The sequence below is a fragment of the Clostridium omnivorum genome (assembly GCF_026012015.1).
Lineage (GTDB): Bacteria > Bacillota > Clostridia > Clostridiales > Clostridiaceae > Clostridium_AX > Clostridium_AX omnivorum.
Map to the genome: position 1 here is coordinate 62,886 of NZ_BRXR01000001.1, position 22,575 is coordinate 85,460.

At 31.5% G+C, this 22,575-nt stretch carries 22 protein-coding genes; 2 read left to right on the forward strand and 20 right to left on the reverse strand.

All coding sequences use genetic code 11. The features are described 5' to 3' along the window. Positions 1–32: 32 nt before the first annotated feature. The 7 genes from bsdE14_RS00315 to spoIIAA form a co-directional block, all read right to left on the reverse strand. Positions 33–605, reverse strand: a complete 573-nt coding sequence (locus bsdE14_RS00315; RefSeq protein WP_264847915.1) for a stage V sporulation protein AE — start codon at positions 603–605, stop codon at positions 33–35. A gap of 6 nt (positions 606–611) precedes the next feature. Beyond that, entirely contained in the window at positions 612–968 is a 357-nt protein-coding gene (gene spoVAE, locus bsdE14_RS00320; protein ID WP_264847916.1) for a stage V sporulation protein AE, read from the reverse strand. A 36-nt stretch (positions 969–1,004) separates the two neighbouring features. Beyond that, positions 1,005–2,015 (reverse strand): stage V sporulation protein AD, encoded by a 1,011-nt coding sequence (spoVAD, locus tag bsdE14_RS00325; RefSeq protein ID WP_264847917.1) that lies wholly within the window; start codon positions 2,013–2,015, stop codon positions 1,005–1,007. Positions 2,016–2,025: 10 nt separating this feature from the next. Continuing rightward, on the reverse strand, positions 2,026–2,475 hold the full coding sequence (gene spoVAC, locus bsdE14_RS00330) for a stage V sporulation protein AC (protein WP_264847918.1): 450 nt from the start codon (positions 2,473–2,475) through the stop codon (positions 2,026–2,028). A gap of 91 nt (positions 2,476–2,566) precedes the next feature. After that, positions 2,567–3,322 carry an RNA polymerase sporulation sigma factor SigF gene (gene sigF, locus bsdE14_RS00335; protein ID WP_264847919.1) on the reverse strand — a complete coding sequence of 252 codons (756 nt, stop codon included), beginning with the start codon at positions 3,320–3,322 and terminating at the stop codon, positions 2,567–2,569. 9 nt (positions 3,323–3,331) lie between these two features. Then, complete coding sequence (gene spoIIAB / locus bsdE14_RS00340) at positions 3,332–3,760, reverse strand: anti-sigma F factor (RefSeq protein WP_264847920.1); 429 nt, start codon at positions 3,758–3,760, stop codon at positions 3,332–3,334. A 13-nt stretch (positions 3,761–3,773) separates the two neighbouring features. Continuing rightward, positions 3,774–4,109, reverse strand: a complete 336-nt coding sequence (gene spoIIAA / locus bsdE14_RS00345) for an anti-sigma F factor antagonist (RefSeq protein ID WP_264847922.1) — start codon at positions 4,107–4,109, stop codon at positions 3,774–3,776. A 278-nt stretch (positions 4,110–4,387) separates the two neighbouring features. Here spoIIAA and speE point away from each other — a divergent pair, with 278 nt between their 5' ends. After that, complete coding sequence (gene speE, locus bsdE14_RS00350) at positions 4,388–5,215, forward strand: polyamine aminopropyltransferase (RefSeq protein ID WP_264847923.1); 828 nt, start codon at positions 4,388–4,390, stop codon at positions 5,213–5,215. Between the two features lie 40 nt (positions 5,216–5,255). On the opposite strand, the gene bsdE14_RS00355 is transcribed toward speE, so the two are convergent. After that, complete coding sequence (locus tag bsdE14_RS00355; RefSeq protein ID WP_264847924.1) at positions 5,256–7,013, reverse strand: Eco57I restriction-modification methylase domain-containing protein; 1,758 nt, start codon at positions 7,011–7,013, stop codon at positions 5,256–5,258. Between the two features lie 59 nt (positions 7,014–7,072). On the opposite strand from bsdE14_RS00355, the gene pdaA reads away from it, so the two are divergent. Then, entirely contained in the window at positions 7,073–8,020 is a 948-nt protein-coding gene (pdaA, locus tag bsdE14_RS00360) for a delta-lactam-biosynthetic de-N-acetylase (RefSeq protein WP_264847925.1), read from the forward strand. Between the two features lie 38 nt (positions 8,021–8,058). On the opposite strand, the gene bsdE14_RS00365 is transcribed toward pdaA, so the two are convergent. The 12 genes from bsdE14_RS00365 to bsdE14_RS00420 form a co-directional block, all read right to left on the reverse strand. Continuing rightward, positions 8,059–8,694, reverse strand: a complete 636-nt coding sequence (locus bsdE14_RS00365) for a cyclodeaminase/cyclohydrolase family protein (protein WP_264847926.1) — start codon at positions 8,692–8,694, stop codon at positions 8,059–8,061. A 4-nt stretch (positions 8,695–8,698) separates the two neighbouring features. Continuing rightward, a complete protein-coding gene (gene hutI / locus bsdE14_RS00370; protein ID WP_264847927.1) occupies positions 8,699–9,964 on the reverse strand; it encodes an imidazolonepropionase in 1,266 nt (421 codons plus the stop codon). Between the two features lie 181 nt (positions 9,965–10,145). Next, a complete protein-coding gene (gene ftcD, locus bsdE14_RS00375) occupies positions 10,146–11,042 on the reverse strand; it encodes a glutamate formimidoyltransferase (protein WP_264847928.1) in 897 nt (298 codons plus the stop codon). Positions 11,043–11,058: 16 nt separating this feature from the next. Beyond that, the gene (gene hutU / locus bsdE14_RS00380; RefSeq protein ID WP_264847929.1) at positions 11,059–12,714 is read right to left on the reverse strand and encodes a urocanate hydratase; all 1,656 of its coding nucleotides are present in this window, start codon (positions 12,712–12,714) and stop codon (positions 11,059–11,061) included. Positions 12,715–12,738: 24 nt separating this feature from the next. Next, complete coding sequence (gene hutH, locus bsdE14_RS00385) at positions 12,739–14,262, reverse strand: histidine ammonia-lyase (RefSeq protein WP_264847930.1); 1,524 nt, start codon at positions 14,260–14,262, stop codon at positions 12,739–12,741. Positions 14,263–14,517: 255 nt separating this feature from the next. Beyond that, positions 14,518–15,900: a dipeptidase PepV gene (pepV, locus tag bsdE14_RS00390; protein WP_264847931.1), complete on the reverse strand. Its 1,383-nt coding sequence runs from the start codon at positions 15,898–15,900 to the stop codon at positions 14,518–14,520. A 42-nt stretch (positions 15,901–15,942) separates the two neighbouring features. Then, a complete protein-coding gene (locus bsdE14_RS00395; protein WP_264847932.1) occupies positions 15,943–16,854 on the reverse strand; it encodes a DMT family transporter in 912 nt (303 codons plus the stop codon). A 46-nt stretch (positions 16,855–16,900) separates the two neighbouring features. Continuing rightward, the gene (gene murJ / locus bsdE14_RS00400; protein ID WP_264847934.1) at positions 16,901–18,463 is read right to left on the reverse strand and encodes a murein biosynthesis integral membrane protein MurJ; all 1,563 of its coding nucleotides are present in this window, start codon (positions 18,461–18,463) and stop codon (positions 16,901–16,903) included. 32 nt (positions 18,464–18,495) lie between these two features. Continuing rightward, the gene (locus bsdE14_RS00405; RefSeq protein WP_264847935.1) at positions 18,496–19,599 is read right to left on the reverse strand and encodes a glycosyltransferase; all 1,104 of its coding nucleotides are present in this window, start codon (positions 19,597–19,599) and stop codon (positions 18,496–18,498) included. Positions 19,600–19,719: 120 nt separating this feature from the next. Continuing rightward, on the reverse strand, positions 19,720–20,556 hold the full coding sequence (rfbD, locus tag bsdE14_RS00410) for a dTDP-4-dehydrorhamnose reductase (protein WP_264847936.1): 837 nt from the start codon (positions 20,554–20,556) through the stop codon (positions 19,720–19,722). Positions 20,557–20,580: 24 nt separating this feature from the next. Beyond that, positions 20,581–21,297 carry a WecB/TagA/CpsF family glycosyltransferase gene (locus bsdE14_RS00415; RefSeq protein WP_264847937.1) on the reverse strand — a complete coding sequence of 239 codons (717 nt, stop codon included), beginning with the start codon at positions 21,295–21,297 and terminating at the stop codon, positions 20,581–20,583. A 24-nt stretch (positions 21,298–21,321) separates the two neighbouring features. Next, positions 21,322–22,575 (reverse strand): O-antigen ligase family protein, encoded by a 1,254-nt coding sequence (locus bsdE14_RS00420; protein ID WP_264847938.1) that lies wholly within the window; start codon positions 22,573–22,575, stop codon positions 21,322–21,324.

Below are 22,575 nucleotides of genomic sequence, written 5' to 3' on the forward strand. Positions count from 1 at the left end.
GAAGAAGCAGGCGCTTCTTCCTTTTTATTAATCTACATAAAAGCTATAAGGCTTTTATTATAATTACTAATAATAATTTCCATAGCCTTTGTTATAATAGGAGCCCCTATTTCCGAATTATCACTTCCATCCATTTTACCCGGATCTCCTATTCCTATAATGAAATTAACTTTTTTAAAAGAAAGTGTATTTACTGTATCTCCTTTTAATATTCTATTACCCTTAATATTACCATATTTATCAACAGCTTTATCTACTAATTTGCCTAATTTATCAATGGAGTAATCTACTTGAATTCCTCTAGCCTTAGGTGTATTAGATGCTACAGCTATAATTCCAATCACTTCAATATCCTCACAAACCAAGATTTCTTCCATAGCCTTTTCACCAAATCCCATGCCGTTATCACCTTTATCATCTACCATAACAACAATAGGATCATATTTTGCCCTTTTAATAAGTCCTATAATTTGTTTCCCAGATAATAAGGTAGGGTTTCCTGCAGAAGCAGAAATGCATCTTCCTCCAATATTCAATGTTGCTTTTTCTACTGCCTTTTGAGCAATTCTGTCTCCATCAGTTACTATAATTACCCTCCTTTTCAATCTTTTTCACTCCTTTGTTTTGGGATTAAACAATAGAGCCATTATATACCCAAATATTATAGCTGCTGTTATGCCTCCAGCCGTTCCCTTTATACCTCCAGTAAATGCACCTACAAGACCAACATTATCTACCTCTTTCATTACCCCTTTAGCTAATGCATATCCAAAACCAGGTAGCGGTACTGTTGCCCCTGCTTTCCCTATTTTAATTAACCAGTCATAAATATTTAATGCCCCAAGTAATACACCAAGGGTAACAAAGCTAACTAGAATTCGTGCAGGGGTTAATTTAGTCTTATCTATAAGAATTTGTGCTATTACACAAATTAATCCACCAACTACAAAAGCTCTTAAATAATCCATTATAAAAATTCTCCCTCCTTATGCAGTACTTATTCATTAATCAGTTTCTATTGCCACTGCATGAGCAATTCCAGGTATGGTTAACCCTTGAAAACAGGAAGTGGAACTTAAAAGTGCTCCTGTAGATACTAGCAAAACCTTTTTTAAATTGCCTTTAATTATATTTTTATAAATATAACCACAATCAACTACAGCAGAGCAGCCACACCCGCTGCCTCCTGCATTTGTACCTTGCTTTTTATGATCAAATATCTCATCACCACAATCAATATAGATATTTTTAATGTCATATCCATATTCCAAAAGTAGCTTTTCAGTAAGTTTTTTCCCTACTGAACCTAAATCTCCTGTTGCAATTAAATCATAATAATTAGAATCCCTTCCAGTATCCCTTAAGTGCTGGGCTATTGTATCCACTGCTGCTGGAGCCATAGATTCACCCATATTATTCACATCACATACCCCATAATCCTTTACCTTACCTATTGTAACAAAGGTTACATAGGGAAAGTTGCCTTCTTTACCTAGAACCATAGCGCCAGATCCAGTTACCGTCCATTGCGCAGTTGGTGATCTTTGACTTCCATACTCTAATGGAAATCTAAATTGCCTTTCTGCTGAAGAAAAGTGCGATGAGGTTGCAGCTACTACGTAATTTGCAAATCCACCATCCATTATCATAGATGCCATGCTTAAAGATTCGGTCATAGTAGAGCATGCTCCATATAACCCTACAAATGGAATATTTAAATCTCTGGCTGCAAAACTAGAAGATGTCAGCTGATTTAATAAATCCCCAGCAAATAGATAATTTATGTCTTCTTCTTTCAAATTGGCCTTTTTTATGCATTCGCTTATAGAAGTATAAATTAAGCTACTTTCTGCTTTTTCATAGCTATCCTTATCATTTAAATCATCCTCAAGTATAATATCAAAATAATCTTTTAATGGTCCACTACCTTCTTTAGGTCCTACTATACTTGAAGTTGCAATTATTCTTGGTTTGCTTTCTATTTCAACTGTTTGCTTACCGACTCTTTTCCCCAATTAATATCACCTACTTCAGAAAATAATAAATAATACCTACAATAACTGAAGAACCTATTCCATATACCAAAACAGGCCCTGCTATAACGAACATTTTGGCAGCAACACCAAATATAAAACCCTCCTTTTTAAATTCCATAGCTGGAGATACTATGGAATTTGCAAATCCTGTAATTGGAACAACGCTTCCCGCTCCAGCAACTGCAGCTATTTTATCATAGACTCCAATCCCAGTTAGCAGTGCACCTATAAAAACCATAACTATTGACACATAAGTAGATGCATCATCCTTGGGAACACCAATATTTAAAAAATAATTATTAAAGAATTGACCTATTGAACAAAATATGCCCCCAACTATAAAAGCATTAATACAATTTTTTAAAAGTCTAGATTTTGGTTTCACCTCGGAAGTTAATTGGTGGAACTTTTGTTTTATTTTTTCTTCTCCATTTTCCATAGAATCACATCCTATAATCAAAAAATACTTTATGATTATTTTATGCAATAATTATTTTTTTAAACAAAAAGGATAGAACACTAAATGTGCTCTATCCACTTAATCTTTCTTTCATAAGTTTTAAAACTTTTTTTTCTATTCTAGATACCTGAACTTGACTAATGCCAAGCATTTTAGCTACTTGCACCTGAGTTTTATCTTTAAAATATCTTAGTAAAATAATCTGTCTAGATTTTGTATCTAAATTACTTAGTGCTTCTTTTAAAGCAATTTTATCTACTATTTCATCATCTTCTTCTGCATTCTCACTTAGTTTATCAATAAGCAAAACCGGTGATCCATCATCCTGATGAATGGTATCATATAAATACTGTAGTCCACTGACAGACTCTACAGCAAAGATTATTTCTTCTGCTTTAATCCCGGAAAACTCCGCCAATTCCTCTATGGTAGGATCTCTATCTAATTTTTTTGTAAGTGCTTCTTTATCATAATGAATTTTTCTTGCCACATTCTTTACACTTCTGCTAACTTTAATAATTCCGTCATCTCTAATGAACCTTTTAATTTCACCCATAATCATTGGCACAGCATATGTAGAAAACTTTACATTAAAACTTGGATTAAAATTATTAACAGCCTTTACAAGTCCCATACATCCAATTTGAAAAATGTCCTCATACTCATAACCTCTGTTTAAAAACTTCTTACTTATAGCGGACACTAATGGTAAATTTACCTGAATTAACTTATCAAGAGCTTCTTTATCACCTGTTCGCGCTATTTCTATGAGCTCTACATTATCTTCATAATTATATTCATGTTTTCTTAGTATTTCCTCATCCATATCCTTCACCTAACTTAATGACTTAAATACTTTTCTCATAGTTATAGAAGTTCCCCTACCCTTTTCAGATTTAACCTCTAAAAAATCCATAAAAGTTTCCATAACAGTAAATCCCATACCAGATCTCTCTAAATCAGGTCTAGAAGTGTAAAGCGGCTGCATTGCTAGTTCAATATTATCAATTCCAACACCATCATCGCTAATTGTAATGGAAAACTCATTATCTCTAATACTTGCTTCTATTCTTACAGTTCCTTCCTTACCTTCATATCCGTGGATAATAGCATTTGTAACTGCTTCTGATACAGCAGTTTTTACATCAGTAAGCTCTTCTATAGTTGGATCTAGCTGGGATACAAAAGCTGCAACAGCTACTCTTGCAAAACCTTCATTTTCTGATCTACTAGCAAATTCTATTTTAATTGTGTTATCGTACATTTTTATCCCCCCACTAAAAATTACTTAATGCTTGTTCTAAATTTTCATAAAGTTTTATAATTTTAAACATACCTGATAATTCAAAAACACGCTTTACTGAACTGTTTACATTAGCAATACATACTTCACCTTTTTTTAAAGATAGTTTTTTGAATCTTCCTATTACAACACCTATTCCTGAACTATCCATAAAGGTAACATTTGTAAAATCCATAATTAATTTAGTTATTCCAGACCTATCTAACCTATCATCAATCTTTGTTCTGACTTCTTCAGCACTATGATGATCTAATTCACCCATTAAATACACAATTAATGTATCCTTTTCATTTTCAAATTTTAAGTACATGCCTTTCCCCCCACATCTATAGTTAATAAATTTCTTATCTAAAATATCTTACTTGATTATTATTCTACATCTTACATAATTTTCCTTCTAATTTTCTAAAATTTACACACACTTTTTATTTTATCCATAATATATCCTTTTTATACATAATTACTCTAGCAAAGCAACCTTTTTACCAAAATTTATATACTTTAAGATTAATCTATTGCCCTACAAATGAATCATTGTTATAATTATCATTGTTTAATTACAGTTTAAGTATTAAAGGAGGTTGTATTATGGACATGTGGTTAAAAGAAGGGCAAATCAGCGACGCTGCTATGACCTATAAAATAAAAGAAACTTTAGTTACTAAAAAGACTGAATTTCAGGATTTAGCCATAGTAGATACCTACGCTTTTGGGAGAATGTTAATTCTAGATGGGATAGTACAAACAACTATAAAGGACGAATATGTATATCATGAAATGATTTCACATATTCCACTATTTACCCACCCAAATCCAAAAAAGGTACTTGTAGTTGGTGGTGGTGACGGAGGAGCAATAAGGGAAATTTTAAAACACCCTTCAGTAGAAAAAGCAATTTTATGCGAAATAGATAGTGCTGTAGTGGAGGAGTGTAAAAAATTCCTACCTGAGATTAGTTGTGCTCTTGATGATTCAAGGTGTGAAATTTTTATTGGTGACGGTATAAAATATGTTCATGAACACAAAAATGAATTTGATGTAATCATTGTTGACTCAACAGATCCTTTCGGAGCTGCAGAAGGACTTTTTGGCGGAAGCTTTTACAAAGAAATTTCAGAATGTTTAACTGAAGATGGAATATTTATAGCGCAAACAGAAACACCTTTTTATCTACCAGAAGTGGTTAAAAGTGTTGTCAATGATGCAAAAGCTGTATTTCCAATAACAAAATTATTTATGGCCGGGATTCCTACATATCCAAGCGGTTTTTGGAGCTTTACCGTAGGTTCAAAAAAATATGATCCTGAAAACATAGAAATAAATAGGGATCTAGATTTTACTACAAAATATTATACAAAAAAACTTCATAAGTCATGTTTTACATTACCAAAATTCGTTGAAGACCTTACTAAATAGACAATATAAAAGAAGTATATTCTATAAAATATACTTCTTTTTAATTAGATTTTAATTTCTCTTCAATAATTTCTATTTGTTCATATGAAAGATTAAAATAATTATATATGCTTACATTAAAATCATCTATTATTTGTATATCAAGTGCTATAGGAAGCTTCATAATTGTATTAGGGTAATAATCATATAGCTTACCCCCAAGCTTTTTTCCGTAGCACTTAAAATAGAATTCATATAGTTTACTATTTAATATACTTACTAAGTAACTGTTACTTACATTCATTGTGGATTTTGGTAAAAGACAATAAACATCAGCACTAAAGTAACTTCCTTTATCTACAGCAAATTTATTACTATCAGCTTTATATGGAAATATAATTTTTTCTTTTTCAAACAAATCTGGATTTCTTCCCCATTGCAGCTGGTACCATTTTCTTATTCCTTTAATACATTCCCTTCTGTTAGAAAGCTTATCTTTAAACTTCTCAATGTATTCTATTGATTTTTTATATTTATCTTGTTCATCAATAAAATCTGAATAGATAATGAACTTATTGTTTTTTTCAACTTTAAATTGCTTAATATTACTATTCTTTATCCACGGCCTTAAAAGCTCGGTTTCAATTTCCATATTCTCTATTATTTCTTTATCAACTATAAAAGCTTTATCACAACCAGTTATTATTCCTTGATAACTATCGCATATATCACCCAGTGTTGAATTACACTTAGCATTAATTTTATTAATTATTTCTCTTTCAACTCTATCTATTAGCATCCAGGTATCCTTTAAATCTTGTTTTGTTAATTTAAAGCATCTATAAGCATGTTCTTGATTCATAAAAACAGAGTTGTAAAAGTTTTCTGAAAGCTCTTTGTTGCTTCCTAAAGGTTTAATTATATCAATTTCATTTATGTTATTTCCTTTTTCTAAAAAAATAATTATAGGATCAATCCCTGCGTCTTTAAATGGCCTAATGCCGTAAAAATCAACTACGCTATTTATATTAATATCAGCAAGTAAAAGTTTTCTCAAATTTTCGCCACTAGGCGCTTCTATAAAGTACCTAGATGTTATAAAGCTAATCTTTCCTCTTTTAGTAGTTTTTTCAATAGAGCGTTTGAAAAAACAATAACTCAAGTCGCCTTTATCCTTATAAATATTACTATAATTCTCCTTTAGTCTCCTACAATATTCTCTATCTATACTCTTATGTCCAACATAGGGTGGATTTCCAATAATTACGTCAAATACAATAGGGCTATTATCAAACAAAAAATCTCCCACAATAAAATTATCCTTTAAAATTGTTTTTGCTTCTAAAAACAAATCAATTAATAGTACTTTTATGGATATTTCGTCTATATCATAACCAAATATATTATTGTTAATAATATGTTTATCTATATTTTCAAGAGTTAACCTAATATTATGCATCTGATTAATAGTATCTAAATTATCTAAATATATTCTTTTTAAATTCCTATAGCAAGGTATTATAATATTTCCGCAACCGCTAGCTGGATCTAATATTTTTATAAAAGGATTCTTTACTACATCATCCTCTTTAATGGTACTCCTTATAATATATTCAGATATTTCAACTGGAGTATAAACCACACCTGAGTTCTTGCTTTTTTCAACAAGCTTATAATAATATTCCCCAAAGCTATCATTTATTCCAATATTTAAATCACTTTTATATCTATTAATAGCGGTTAATTTGAACATAATATCTATAGGTTCTAAAATTAAGTTATATAAAGATTTAATTTTTTCTATAAAAATATTATTCATTTTAGCTTCTCCGTAAAACTTTAGTATTATAATTTATTTCTTGTAAAGGAGGTTGAAACATGGCGAAAAACTCGTTAATCTTAGCGTTAATTCTCGCTGTAAGCAGTATTTCAGGTAGCAGTAATATTTACATGAAAAAGGATTTTGCTACTATTTCATATAAGCTTGAATTACCTAAAACAGATGATTTTCAGGGCTCAGAATATATATATGTAAATGATATTTTACCTAATGAAAATATACCACAAAACTCAAGTGAAATAAATGATAAAAGTCTTAAATTACCCAATTCAGATATATTAAGGCTTAGTGCTACTGAAAAAAGCTGGTTCTATAAGCCCAGGACTGATGGTCTTACTCCTGAAGAACCAAAAGAGGTACTAGACCTAATAAAAAAATATAATGGAAATTATGTAGGAGATACTTCAAAAAAAGTTCTATATTTAACTTTCGATGAAGGCTATGAAAATGGCTATACTGCTAAAATACTTGATGCATTAAAAGAAAACAATGTAAAAGCAGCATTCTTTGTAACAAGGCCCTATATCGACACCAACAAGGATTTAATTAAAAGGATGGTGGCTGAGGGCCACCTGGTATGTAATCACTCAAATACACATCCATCCATGGCTAAAGTTGCTTCTAGTGATAAGGAGAAATTCGAAAAGGAATTTACCATTACAGAACAGAGCTTTGAAGATGCAACAGGAACAAAGATGCCGAAGTTTTTTAGACCACCTATGGGTAAGTATAATGAGCTTTCTTTATACTACACTTATAAATTACAATATAAAACCATCTTTTGGAGTTTCGCCTATGCTGACTGGGAACCTAAAAAACAGCCAAGTCCTGAATATGCTAGAAAAGTAATCATGGAAAGAACTCATAATGGAAGCATTATACTTCTACACGCTGTATCAAAAACTAATGCAGAACTTATGGATTCTTTAATTAAGGAATGGAAATCAAAAGGATATGAATTTAAAACTCTTAATGATTTACCTTAAAAAAAATATAAGGAAACTCAAAAGTTTCCTTATATTTTTTAAAGCTTTGAATTTACTATTTCTAATATCTCATTTTTCTTTGCATTACCATTTTCTATAAGTTCATTGCACTTCAATTGTATATTCTTTTTGTATTCTTCATCAGAAATACTTGAAAGATTTATCTTTACATTAAGTATAGCACTCTCAATTGCTGTTTGAAGCATAAGTGCTGCAACTCCAGCATCTGAAACCGCATTTTTATTACCATATTTACATGCTACAAGAACAAATTCATAAATACTATATGCCTTCTTAGCGACCTCAAATGGAACTTCTAAGGCTTTAACATAACCCTCTTTAATCTTATTACTTCTTATTACCTTTTCTTCTTCAGTTTCTTTAGGAAGTTTAAATGCAGCCATTAATTGTAGAAACTCTTCTACATCCTTTTCCATTAAGGATAAGAACTCTTCTTTTGAAGTATCAGATTGCTTTAAACTATCTAAAATCATGTTTTTTGTATTTTCATCATATTCATTATAACTCTTCTTGCCTATAGTTAAATTGAATACCATGCAGCTCAGGGCACTACCAATGGAAGCAGATAATGCTGCCACACTCCCACCACCAGGTGCAGGAGAATTAGATGCCAATTCCTTTATAAATTCATTAACTGTTAAATTGCTTAACACAATACTACCACCTTTCAACAATTTTATTATCATCCACTACTAGCTTACCATTTTTTATTACACTTTTCACCGAATTTATTCCAAAATGGTAAATTAAATAATTAAGGCTTTTACTATTAAATATTACTAAATCAGCTTTTTTTCCTGGTTCTATGCTTCCTATTTCATCATTTTTTCCAATTGCATAGGCTGCATTTATAGTCATAGAATTTATAATTTCTTCTGGAGTAAGCCTCATTCCAAAACATGCAAACGTCATTACGTTCTGTAGTGATTCTGTTGGCGATGTCCCTGGATTGCAGTCTGTAGCTAATGCTATTGGAACATTTTCTTTTATCATAGTCCTAGCATCTGCAAACTTATTAAGCATAAGATAAAAAGAGGTGGATGGCAACAGAACTGCTACAACACCTTTATTCGCTAGCTCCTTTATACCTTCTAGTGAAGCTCCTACCAAATGCTCTGCTGAAGTAGCATTTAGCTCTGCAGCCAGCTCTGCTCCCCCAATTGGCTTTATCTCATCTGCATGTATCTTTACTTTAAGTCCTTTCTCCGCTCCAGCTTTTAATATTCTCCTGCTTTCTTCAACACTGAAAACTCCTTCTTCACAAAAGCAGTCAATGAAATTAGCCAACTTATTTTTTCCCACATAAGGAATAACCTCATTAATCATTAGATCAATATATCCATCTCTATTTTCCTTATACTCTTCTGGAATTGCATGAGCACCTAAGTAAGTAGACACAATATCTATAGGATGTTCATCATTAAGTTTTTTATTTACGTTAAGCATTTTAATTTCATCTTCAAAATTAAGTCCATATCCGGATTTACTTTCTATTGTAGTTGTACCATGAAGCAGCATTAAATCCAGCCTCTTCTTAGTTTCCTCTGAAAGTATATCCGAATCAGCCTTTCTAGTATTTCTTACTGTACTTAATATTCCGCCTCCATTATTGAGTATTTCTATATAGCTTACATTATTTAGCTTTAATGCTAACTCCTTTTCTCTTGAACCTCCATATACAACATGAGTATGGCTGTCTATGAGTCCTGGAGTCACAGTCATGTTTTCACCATTTATAATAGTGGTGTCTTCTTTCAAATATTTTTTATAATCCTCACCTTTGCCAACAGCTAATATTTTATCTTCTTCAATTACTACAAATCCATTATCTATAATTCCAGCATCATTAAGGCTTTCTCCAGTTTTAATAGCATTACCTCTACAGGTTACTAGGCATCCTATATTTTTAATTACCGTATTCACATCTCTCCTCCTTATCAATTATATTTCAGAGTAATTTGCTGATTTTCATCAGCAAGTGTACTAAATAAATTTTAATGCTAATTATCATTAGTTAAATTACCCGTTAAAGTACATTTATGACTTTTCCAACTTTATATATAGAATGGAGAAATAGATAACTCTATTTCTCCAAGCTCATTTTTTATTCCCAAATCCTCTTTTCAAGTATTTGATCTATAGAAAAGTTTTCAATTTGCAAATAGTATTCAGCACATTGAATTAGTGCCTGCATAGGAACAAGACCTATAACTTCACTTCCTATAACAGGAACTCCATATCTTTTTGCTTCCATCTTCACCATTTCATATGCTCTATATACTGCAGTTTTCTCATAATTAACTAAATTCATGGACACTTGAGCAATATTTCTGTCCTCTAGTTTAACTCCCATTGCCTTAACATATCTAAGTCCACCACCAATATGTCTTACAATCTTTGCAATGTTATTTGCAATTTCCACATTATCTGTGCCTAAATTTACATTAAATGCTACTAGTGGAACTCTTGCACCTACTGCAACACATCCTCCTTTAACATTGACTTCACTAGGACCATAATCTGGCGACCATCCCTTTTGTTTTATCTTTTCAAAGAAGCCTTCATACTGACCTTTTCTTACAACAGCTAAGTTTTGTCTTTCTGGAGCTGATGCTGCATCCTCATACAAATAAACTGGTATACTAAAGTTCTCAGCTATCTTTTTACCAACGCTTTTTGCAAGTTCAATACACTCTTCCATAGTAACATTAGAAACCGGTACAAAAGGAACTACATCTAAAGCTCCCATTCTTGGATGTCCTCCTTGATGACAAGTCATATCTATATTCTCATATACTTGCTTTGCCATATCAAGAATTGCTTCCTCTACTCTCTCTGGCTCACCAATGAAGGTTACAACTGTTCTATTATGATCTGCATCTGATGAATAGTCTAAAAGCTTTACGCCTTGCCTGCCTCTTAGAGTATCAATAATTTTTTCAATAACTTCCTTATTTCTGCCTTCGCTAAAATTTGGTATACATTCTACAATCTTACTCATTGTTGCCCTCCTAAGCTTACTTTTTTAACATTGGTATTTTTATATCATCATGCTCCTTAGCAAATTTGATAGCTTCTTCATAGCCTGCATCAGCATGTCTAAGTACTCCCATTCCTGGATCCGTAGTTAAAACTCTTCTTATTCTTTCATCAGTTTCATAACTTCCATCACATACAATTACCTGACCCGCATGTTGCGAGTATCCTATACCTACTCCACCGCCGTGATGGAAGGATACCCAGGTAGCTCCACCTATTGCATTAATTCCAAAGTTTAATAATGCCCAGTCAGAAATCGCATCTGAACCATCCTTCATACCTTCAGTTTCTCTATTTGGTGAAGCAACAGAACCACAATCTAGATGGTCTCTTCCTATTACGATTGGAGCTTTTACTTCTCCATTTCTGACCATTTCATTTATGGCAAGACCGAATTTAGCTCTTTCTCCATAGCCAAGCCAGCATATTCTTGAAGGTAATCCTTGAAAGGCAATCCTTTCTCCAGCCATCTTTATCCATCTATTTAAGTGGGAATCATTTGGGAAAAGCTCTAATACTTTTCTATCTGTAGCATAAATGTCCTCCGGATCTCCAGAAAGTGCAGCCCATCTAAATGGTCCCTTTCCTTCGCAGAATAATGGCCTAATATATGCAGGAACAAAACCTGGAAAATCAAAAGCATTTTTTAGTCCTTCTTCATAAGCAACTTGTCTAATGTTATTTCCATAATCGAAGGTTTCTGCCCCTCTCTTTTGGAATTCAAGCATACATTCAACATGTACTCTTATACTCTTTTTCGCCTGTTTAATATATTCTTCTGGGTTTTCTTGTCTTAATTTTAAAGCATCCTCATAGCTCATACCTCCAGGAACATATCCACCCAAGGTATCATGTGCTGAAGTTTGATCTGTTACAACATCTGGTTGGAAGCCCATTTGAATGAATTTAGGGTACACATCAGAGCAATTTCCAAGTAAAGCTATAGATAATGCCCTTCCTTCTTTTTTTGCCTCTAAAGCCATATTAACAGCTTCTGCAGGGTCTTCCACTAAAACATCAACATATTTTGTATCTAAACGTCTTTGAATTCTATTTCTATCAACTTCTACACAAATAGCTACTCCTTCATTCATTGTTACAGCTAGAGGCTGAGCTCCACTCATCCCTCCAAGTCCACCAGTCAAAGTAATAGTTCCCTTTAATGAATCCTTAAATTTCTTATGTGCTACTGCTGCTAAAGTTTCATATGTCCCCTGAAGTATTCCTTGTGTACCTATATATATCCAGCTTCCAGCTGTCATTTGTCCATACATTGTAAGTCCTTGTCTTTCTAATTCTCTAAAGTAATCCCAATTAGCCCAATGTGGAACAAGATTAGAATTTGCTATTATGGCTCTTGGTGCATCCTTATGTGATTTGAAAACTCCAACTGGCTTACCTGATTGTACAAGCATTGTCTCGTCATCTTCAAGTTCCTTTATGGTTTTTACAAGAGCATCAAAGCACTCCCAATTTCGTGCTGCTCTTCCTGTTCCTCCATAAACTATTAGATTATCTGGATCCTCAGCATTAGCTGGGTCTAGATTATTCATTAGCATTCTTAAAATTCCTTCCTGTTGCCAACCCTTACAAGAAAGTTCAGTACCTCTTGGCGCTCTTATTTCTCTATGCATTTTATTTTCCTCCTTCTATTAAGTTTAATATTTTATTTTTACAACTTTTTCTACTTCATTAATTAAAGTTCTATTTGATAATAATTCAGTACACTTATCTAAGTCTTTATACATAATTCTATCTTCTTCAATAAAGCTAAGATTTTCTCTAACAACTCTATAAGCTGCGCTAGTACCTATGCCTAGTTTTACATTTTCCCTGAAGTCTATTGCTTGACAAGCTGCCATTATTTCAGTTGCTATTACTCTCTTTACATTTTCAATAATATCCCTGCTTTTTCTAGCTGCTATAGTACCCATACTTACATGATCCTCTTGGTTTGCAGAGGAAGGTATTGAGTCTACAGAAGCAGGATGAGCAAGTACCTTATTTTCAGATACTAATGCTGCAGCTGCATATTGCGTTATCATAAACCCTGAATTTAGTCCACCTTTTTTTACCAAAAAGGCTGGCAAATCATTTAGTTGATAATTAATCAATCTCTCAATTCTTCTTTCAGATATGTTACCAAGCTCTGCAGCAGCTATTCCTAAAAAATCAAAGCTTAGAGCCATAGGTTGCCCATGGAAATTTCCACCTGATATAACATTCCCATTCTCAGTTATTACTGGATTATCAGTTGCTGAATTCATCTCAATAAGAACTCTTTCAAGTACATAATTTATTGCATCTTTGCTAGCACCATGTACCTGAGGGATGCATCTTAAAGTATAAGCATCTTGAACTCTTAGTTCACCTTGGTTTGTAACTAGGTTGCTGCCTTCAACTAGATTAAGCATATTTTCTGCAGTTGTCATCTGACCCTTATGAGGTCTTATACTATGTACTTCTGGATAAAAAGCATCCTTTATTCCTCTTAGTGCCTCCATAGTTAATGCTGAGGATACATCGGCTAGCTTTAAAAGCTGTATTGCCTCATCAACTGCCAGTGCTCCTACAGCTGTCATTACTTGAGTACCATTTATAAGGGCTAACCCTTCCTTTGCGGTTAATTCAACTAACGGTATTCCAGCCCTATCCATTGCATCTTTCCCATTTAATATTTCACCTTTATACTCCGCTTCTCCTTCGCCAATCATAGGCAATACCATATGCGCAAGTGGTGCCAAATCACCAGAAGCCCCTAAAGAACCTTTTTCAGGGATTATAGGATGTACCCCTTTATTTATCATCTCAATCAAGGTATTTAGAGCATTTAAAGTTATACCTGAATATCCCTTAGAAAGAGCATTTGCCCTTAAAAGCATAATAGCCCTAACTACTTCTGTAGGAAAGCTTTTGCCATAACCACAAGCATGGGATAATATTAGATTTTTCTGCAATGTTTTACAATCATTTTGTGTAATTACCACATCAGAAAACTTGCCAAAACCTGTGGTAATTCCATATACCACTTCATCATTTTTTACAATACGTTCTACAATCTTCCTAGATTTTTCTACTCTTTTTTGTGCCCCTTCATGAAGTACTACCTTATAGCCTTGCTTAGCAACTGCAACTAGCTGATCTAAGGTCAAGCCATTTCCATCAATAATTACTGTATTCATAAAATTCTCTCCCCATTTATAGAATTTTCTTACTATTATAATTATTCTATATAAATTTGTAATAACCTTCTTAATGTATCATTTGAATATTCTGAATACATTTGCAATAGTATCAGTTTATAACGCTAAAAAGATAACTTAATGTCATATTACCTGAAAAACTTTATATTATAATTAACATGTTCTATGCAATGAAAAAATAAAAGCCCTGTACTATTTTTAAATAATACAGGGTACATTTAAACTAACATTATTTTATTTTGATAATTCCATTATTGCACTAGCATAAATATTAGTCATTTTCATCAAATCTTCTATTTCAATATATTCATTTGCTTGATGATCAAGATCAGGTTTACCTGGGAATATCGGTCCAAAGGCTACCATGTTTGGCATTTCTTTTGCATAGGTACCGCCTCCGATAGCTATTGGCTCTGCTTTATCTCCAGTATGTTTTTCATATACATCAAGTAGAGTTCTAATTAATTTATGATCCCTTGGAAAATAAAGTGGTTCTTGATGAGAAAAGTCTTCAATTTTAAAACCAAGAGGCTTTATTTTTTCTTCCATAGGATTCATCATATTTTCGAGCTTAAATGTAACCGGATATCTTAAATTTAATCCAAGGGATATAGTATCTCCTTCTGTGCTAATTGTACCAACATTAAAAGTAAGATATCCTGAATCTTCATCATGAAGCTTTATTCCAAAACCTTCTCCATTGTATTCCATTCCAATATTTTTTGCTAAAAACTCTACGCTGTTTTTAAGGTCACCTTTAAGAATATTCATATGGTCTAAAAGTATTATAGCTTGCATAATGGCATTTTTACCTAGTTCTGGTGTACTACCATGAGCGGATACTCCATAAGACTTTATTATTAGTGTGTCATTTTCAATTTCATACTTAATATTTGCATTATTTTCAGCATTAAAGCTATCAATTTTCTTAGTGCATTCACCTATACCTTGTATTTTCAAAGCTAGTTCACAATAGTCTGGAACCATATTAGGTCTTTGCCCACCTTTTATATACACTATTGGTTCTAAGCCTGCTTCAACTTTTTTAACTAAGTTAAATACAGTTAATCCCTTTTCTCCAAATATTACTGGAAAATCTGCATCTGGTGTAAATCCAATGGTTGGTTGTTCTTCATGTTCTTTGTAGTATTCCATATCAGCAGAACCAGTTTCTTCATTAGTACCTAGTATGATTCTTATTCTTTTATTTGGTACATAACCTGACTCTTTTAAAGAATACATAGCATAAAGTGCTGCCATTATAGGTCCTTTATCATCAAGAGATCCTCTTGCATATATCTTACCATCATGTATTTCTGCTCCATATGGAGGGTATAACCACCCATCACCTTCTGGAACTACATCAAGATGTCCAAGTACACCTACCATTTCACTTGAACTTCCCCACTCTATATATCCAACATAGCCATCCATATACTTTGTTGTAAAACCAAGCTTTTCTCCAAGTTTCAAGGCATGCTTTAATGCATTGTCTATTCCTTCTCCAAATGGCATTCCTGGTTTTTCCTCACTAAGAACACTTTTTATCTTTAGTAAATTTTGTGTTTCACTTACCAATTCCTCTTTTAAGGAATTTATCTTCTCACTATAGCTCATAGCTATTCCTCCTTAAAAATTAATATATTTAAGTATTCTATATTATACTGCATTATCCTTCTTAGAAAGAAGTTTTAAAATTTGCTTTTTATCTACAGATAAAATTAAAATTGAAAGCATTATAAAAAAACTCCCCAAAATTGTATTTGGAGTAATCTTATCTCTAAAAATCAAATAAGATAAAACCATACTAACTATAGGTTCTAAGTTGCTAAATATTGATGCATTTGATGGACCAATAATTTTTACTCCTTGTACAAAAGTTATTAAAGCTATAACTGTTGATATAAAAGCTAGCAATATTATGCATAGAAATCCGTATAATGATATATTGAAACTGATGCTTTTATTTATACTCCCTGCTAATAGCATTGTGATGCTTGAAGCTAAGGAAACATAATAAGTAATTACAAAACTGTTTACACTGCTTATTTCCTTATTAGACAAACCTAACACGTATATAGAATAAAAAAGTGAAGCTAACAATGCTAGAATCAATCCCTGTATATTAATTAAGCTGCCACCTGTAAAGCCTATAAGTAGATATACTCCTAGCAATGACACAATAAGTGATACAATTTTCTTCCTATAGAATTTCTCTCCATAAATAATAAATGATAGTATAGTTACAATACTTGGATATAAGTATAGTATCATTGTAGCAAGGCCTGCAGCTATATAATTATAGGATAAAAACAAACACAGCGCTGTACCTGAATATCCTAATATGCCAAAAATCATCAAAAGTACGAATTGTTTTTTTTCAATTTTTAAGCTTATTCCTTTTATTTTCAAATATAAAAATATCATTATTGCAGCTGACATAAATCTTAAAAATAGAACATTAAAAGGATTACCACCTTGACTATACGAAAGTTTAGCTAATATGGGTATTATTCCAAAAGAAATCGATGATAAAACTATATATAAAATTCCCTTAGTACTCTGCTTCATCTATTTCCCCCCTCCTAGATAAATTAATAACTACGTAAAACAGTTATTATGAATTTCTAGCTTTTAAAAGCTTTCTTTTAGCCATGCTGGTTAAATCCTTAAACTCTTTTATATTAAACATGTTGATAGCTACTAAGTAAATTGCCCCGCCAAGTATAGCTGAAACACCTACTATCATAATGTTTGTTTTTAAGGAATCCCCTAGGTACCTAATAATTATATTATTAATGAACCAAATGCATATCCCCATAAATGCTGATGCAGCTAATATTTTAGTAAATGTAGTACACATGGATTTTATATCCAATCCATTTATTTTTCTGTTAAGAATATAAATTAACGCTATAGTTGTAACTATTGCAGATATAGACGTTGCAAAGGTAAGTCCTGCTACATGCATGAACCTTACTAATATATAATTAAGAACTATATTAATTACAACCCCAATAAGACTATTTACCATTGGAGTTTTTGTATCTTTAATTGAGTAAAAGGCTTTGTTTAGCAAATCTCTAACACCATAAGCAATCATAGCAGGGCAATAAAATAATAATGCTGATCCCGTTATCATTACTGCATTACTATCAAAAGCTCCTCTTTTAAAAATTATACTTATTATAGGAACCCTCAAAATAGCCATTGCAACAGCAGCTGGCACCATAATAAGCAGTATTATGTTCACTGCTCTAATTAGTGATTTTTTATATTCAAGCTTATTATCCTTTGCAATAAATGAAGAAAGGCTTGGGTAAACAACCATAGATATTGCTACAGCAAATACCTCATAAACTAGAGAATTCAGCTTATTAGCAAAATCCAATGCAGATACTGCTCCTTCATATATTGTTGTGGCAAAAAACCTATTAGCAAAAAGACTTAGCTGTGCTGTTGAAGTACTAATAATAACAGGTATCATTAAAATAATAAGTTTTTTAAGTGACTCATCTTTAAAATCAAGTACTGGCCTATAACCATACCCTAGCATTCTATATTTTGGAACATTAATTGCAAACTGTGCTAAAAAGGCTAAAACTGTAGCCCAAGCAAATCCTACAATTCCAAATTGCTTAGCAAAGAAAACCAAATAAAATATATATACTACATTAGATATTGTAGCCATTGCTGACGGCTCAAAAAATTCATTATGTGCTTGAAGTACTCCAGTAAAAACACTCTGCAAGCTTACAAACACTAATGAAAGCAGCATAATTCTTGTTATATACACTGAATCAGAAAAAACCTTAGGATTTGCTTTAAACCCAGGTGCAAATATCATAACAATAAAATATGCAAATACTATACCAATCACTATTATAACTGTAGTGTATAGCGTTGTAACATTGGTTACATTATTTACAAATTTATTTCTTTCTTCTTTGTCTTTTTTCTCAATAAAATCTGAATGAATAGGGATGAAGGTAGTAGTTAGTCCATAGCTTATAGTTGTTAGCAGATAAACCACTCCTAATGAAAACATATAAATATCTGTAGCATAGCTCATACCAAACTTAGAAGCAATAAGTGCATCTCTAATAAATGCAAGTATTTTACCGATAATAGTTAAAATGATTATTATTAGCGAATTTTTAATTAGTTTATTTTGAGTCATTTATTCCTCCAAGGATTTTCAAAATTTGTTTACTATTTATTCAAAACATTATTATAAATATTTTTATATTTTCTCCAAAATTGCTCTAGTGAAAAGTTTGAAACTACCATGTTGTAAAGTTCTTGTCCCATATTCTTTACTTCAATTTTATTCAAATAAGCATATTCCATTTTTTCAAATACGTCTTGTGGTGAATTAGGATTCACTAGTATACCTACTCTATTATTAATAATCTCCTCCATATCTCCAACTTTAGAAGCAATCACTGACTTCTTAACAAGGCCGCTCTCTAATATTACTAGCGGAGGAGAGCCTCCTTCACTAAAAGATGTTAGAATGCTAATATCTGCAGCATTATAATATTCTAATGTATCTACTTGATATCCTGCAAACACAACAGAATCATTTATTTTCATTTTATCTACCATTAGCTTAATTTCAGGTTCCAGTTCACCATCTCCAACAAGTAATAATTTTACATCCCTATATTTATCCCTTAAAAGCTTAAAGGCTTCAATTAGTGTTTTATGATTTTTCACAGGGTGCATTCTGGCTACCATTACATAAACAAACTCATCTTCAGCAATATTATATTTTTCTCTTATATTATTGCTAAACACAAATTCATTATTAATCTTAATACCATTATTAACTACATATTTATCTCCACTAAAGTTCTTAGAATCTAGTACCTTTTTTAAATGATTAGAAACACAGACATAGTATTTGAACTTTTTTAAAGCAATCTTATTTAATGGTGTAAATAAATGATACTTTTTTTTATCATTAATAAAATCCATTCTATAATCACTATGTAGAGTCACAACGGCAGGAATTCTTAGCTTATACCTTGAAAACAAATATGTAAAATTTGCTCGTGCGCCATGATAATTAAGCAAATCAAATTTATTTTTCTCTATGTAACTATTGAGCTTACCGTTCAATATTTCTTTAATACTAAAATTTACTGCTGAAATTCCCTTGTCAATGCAATCTTTATATAATGGTCCACTTCCAATACAGCAAATTGTACTTTCAAAAACATTCTTTGGACAGGTGCAAATATTTAATACATGATTTGCTCCTCCTCCAATATCATTGCTTGAAATAATCTGTAGTACTTTAATGATAAACACCCCTTATTATTAATTTTTTTTTCTAAATATAATTAAGAAAAAAATTAAGCAGGCCTAAACCTACTTAATTATAACACTTTTTTATAAACTTTTATATTTTTTGCAATGCAAATATCTTTTTTAAGGATTTGATAGATATTCCTTTAAAGCTTCTTTCCATTCAGCTGTAATATCACCTGTAGTCATTTCAAGCATATAATTTCTTAAAACAGAAAACTTAGGTCTTTTAGCTGGTCTTGGATATTCTTCAGTGCTGCATGGTATTACTTCAATGTCAATTCCTTTTATTCTAAATATCTCCTTTGCAAACTCATACCAGCTGCATTGACCTTTACATGTACAATGGAACAAACCATAATTTTTTTCTTTTACTAACTTAACTATAACTTTTGCAAGTTCTGCAGTACTTGTTGGTGTACCAAATTGATCATTTACTACTTTTACTGAATTATTGGTTTTACTTAAATTAAGCATTGTTTTTACAAAATTATTTCCATCACCATATAACCAAGCTGTTCTTATTATATAATGTTTAGGATTAAGATTTCTTACTAACTCTTCACCACATAGCTTAGTTTTACCATAAGCAGTTTGCGGATTTGTGCCATCAAATTCAGTAAGAGATGTACTTCCTTCTCCGTCAAAAACATAATCAGTAGATATATGAACTATCTCTGCACCTATTGCAAAGCCTGCAGATGCTAAATTTTTAGGCCCTATTGCATTAATTTTAAAGGCATTATCGAAATCTGCCTCACATTTGTCAACATTAGTATGGGCTGCACAATTGATAATCAAATCAGGTCTATTTTTATTTAAATATAATTGAACCTCATTTATATCAGTTATATTTAAATCCCCAACATCAGTTAATAACAGCTGATTTTCTCCAACATTAAATTGTTTTGAAAGCTCTCTGCCAAGCTGTCCATTTGCACCAGTTATCAATATTTTCAATTTAATCACTCCAATACATTATCATTAATTGTTTCTATTTAAAACAGCTATATAGATAAATTTTGGAATCGAAGATAGTCTTTTTAATCTCCACGGTTCTTTTAATACCCTGTAAAGCCACTCAATTCCAATCTTTATCATCCATTTTGGTGCTCGCTTTGAATTTCCAGAAATAACGTCAAAACTACCACCTACGCCCATGAATATTGTACAAGGCAACCAATGCATATACTTAGTAATAAAAATTTCTTGTCTTGGAGCTCCCATAGCAACGAATATACAATATGGCATTTTAACTTCAATATCTTTTATAATAGTCTCACATTCATCTATATTAAAATATCCATTGTGACTACCAACTATCTCCAGCCTTGGATGCTTCATTTTTAAGTTAGAAATACATTTATCTAAAATTTCTTGCTTGGCACCTAACAAATAAATTGGCTTACTCTCATCTTCACAAAACTTTATAATTTCTTCCATTACTTCAATTCCAGCTATTTTTTCTTGTACTGGAGTTCCAAGAATTTTAGCACTAAGCACAGTACCTATACCATCAGGAATTATAACTGCTTCTTCTGATTTAAAGTTTTCTTTCAATTCCAAATTACTCAACCCTGAATAAAGTACTTCAGGGTTTCCTGAAACTATATGTACCTTGTGTTTAATATCTCTTAGATATTCTATTAGCTCCATTTTTGTTTCTGAATATATATAATAATCTAAAATTTTCACTGACATAATTAATCACCATTCTAAAATTTATTAATTTATTATTTTAATTTTATTTTCTCTTCTATTTATGATTCCTTGTGCTACAGCAAAAATAATCCAAAAGAAAGTAGTAACCTTTGGTACAAAAAACATATTATCAACAAAATTCATACAATAGAACGCAATAATTGAAGCAAAAGAACCTATAAAAAATAAATTATAGTAACTATCCTCTTTCCACCTTATAAACTTTGCCATTGATTTTACAGATAAAAATATAAAGCTTATAAACGAAATTATCCCTAATATTCCAAGCTCACTCTCAATTTTCAAATATGAATTATGTACCGGAAACCTTTTTTTATAAGCATAGTCTAATTCGGGATATTTTGCTATATATGAATCATAGTAACTAACGTAATTGCCATTGCCGACACCAAACAATGGATGATCCTTAATCATTAAAATCGCTACCTTCCAATGCTTAATTCTAGAAGCATATTGGTCTGGATTCATAAAATCTTTAAGTCTCTTTGTAACTACAGGAATAAATAAACTCATTATTGCAAATATAATAAACCCATATATATATTTCCAATTAACAGTAAGTATTAAAACAAACCCTCCAATAGCAAGAGCTATCCAACCATTTTTTGAAAAGGATAATATTAAATTGCAAATAAACAAACCTAAGCATGCAGCATACATTACTTTCTTAGTTTTTTTCTTAGTTTTTAGTAAGAGCATAATCACAGGAAATATGCATAATATCATAAACCCAGCTAAACTGTTAGGGTTTTCTAGAGTTGAAGCTATCCTGAATTTTGATCCAAATGCAAATTCCGTTTTAAATTCATCTGTTAATCCAAAACCACTAAAATACTGGTATATACCTATAACCCCAACAAGCACTGAACTGCATATATAACTATTTAGAATTCCATAATAATACTTATCTTCATTCAATTCGTATTTTATAATGAAAAACATAAATAGATAAGAAAAAAACCTAACACTCTCCCTTGCAGCTAAGCCTTTTTCTAATGAATATGAAACTGATATAATCATTAATATAAATAGTGCTAGCATTGATAGGGTTACTGGATTTTTTAATGCATCTATTACATATTTCTTAAATTTATACCTGTCCTTTGAACCAATAAGGAGTTTAGCTATATATACCAATAACATTATGATAAATATATAGTCAGAGGAAAAAGGAAAACTAAATAGCATTATTTTGGATGGCAAAATCGGTAATAGAAATATTAATGTACATAATAAAAAATAAATAATATTTGTCAT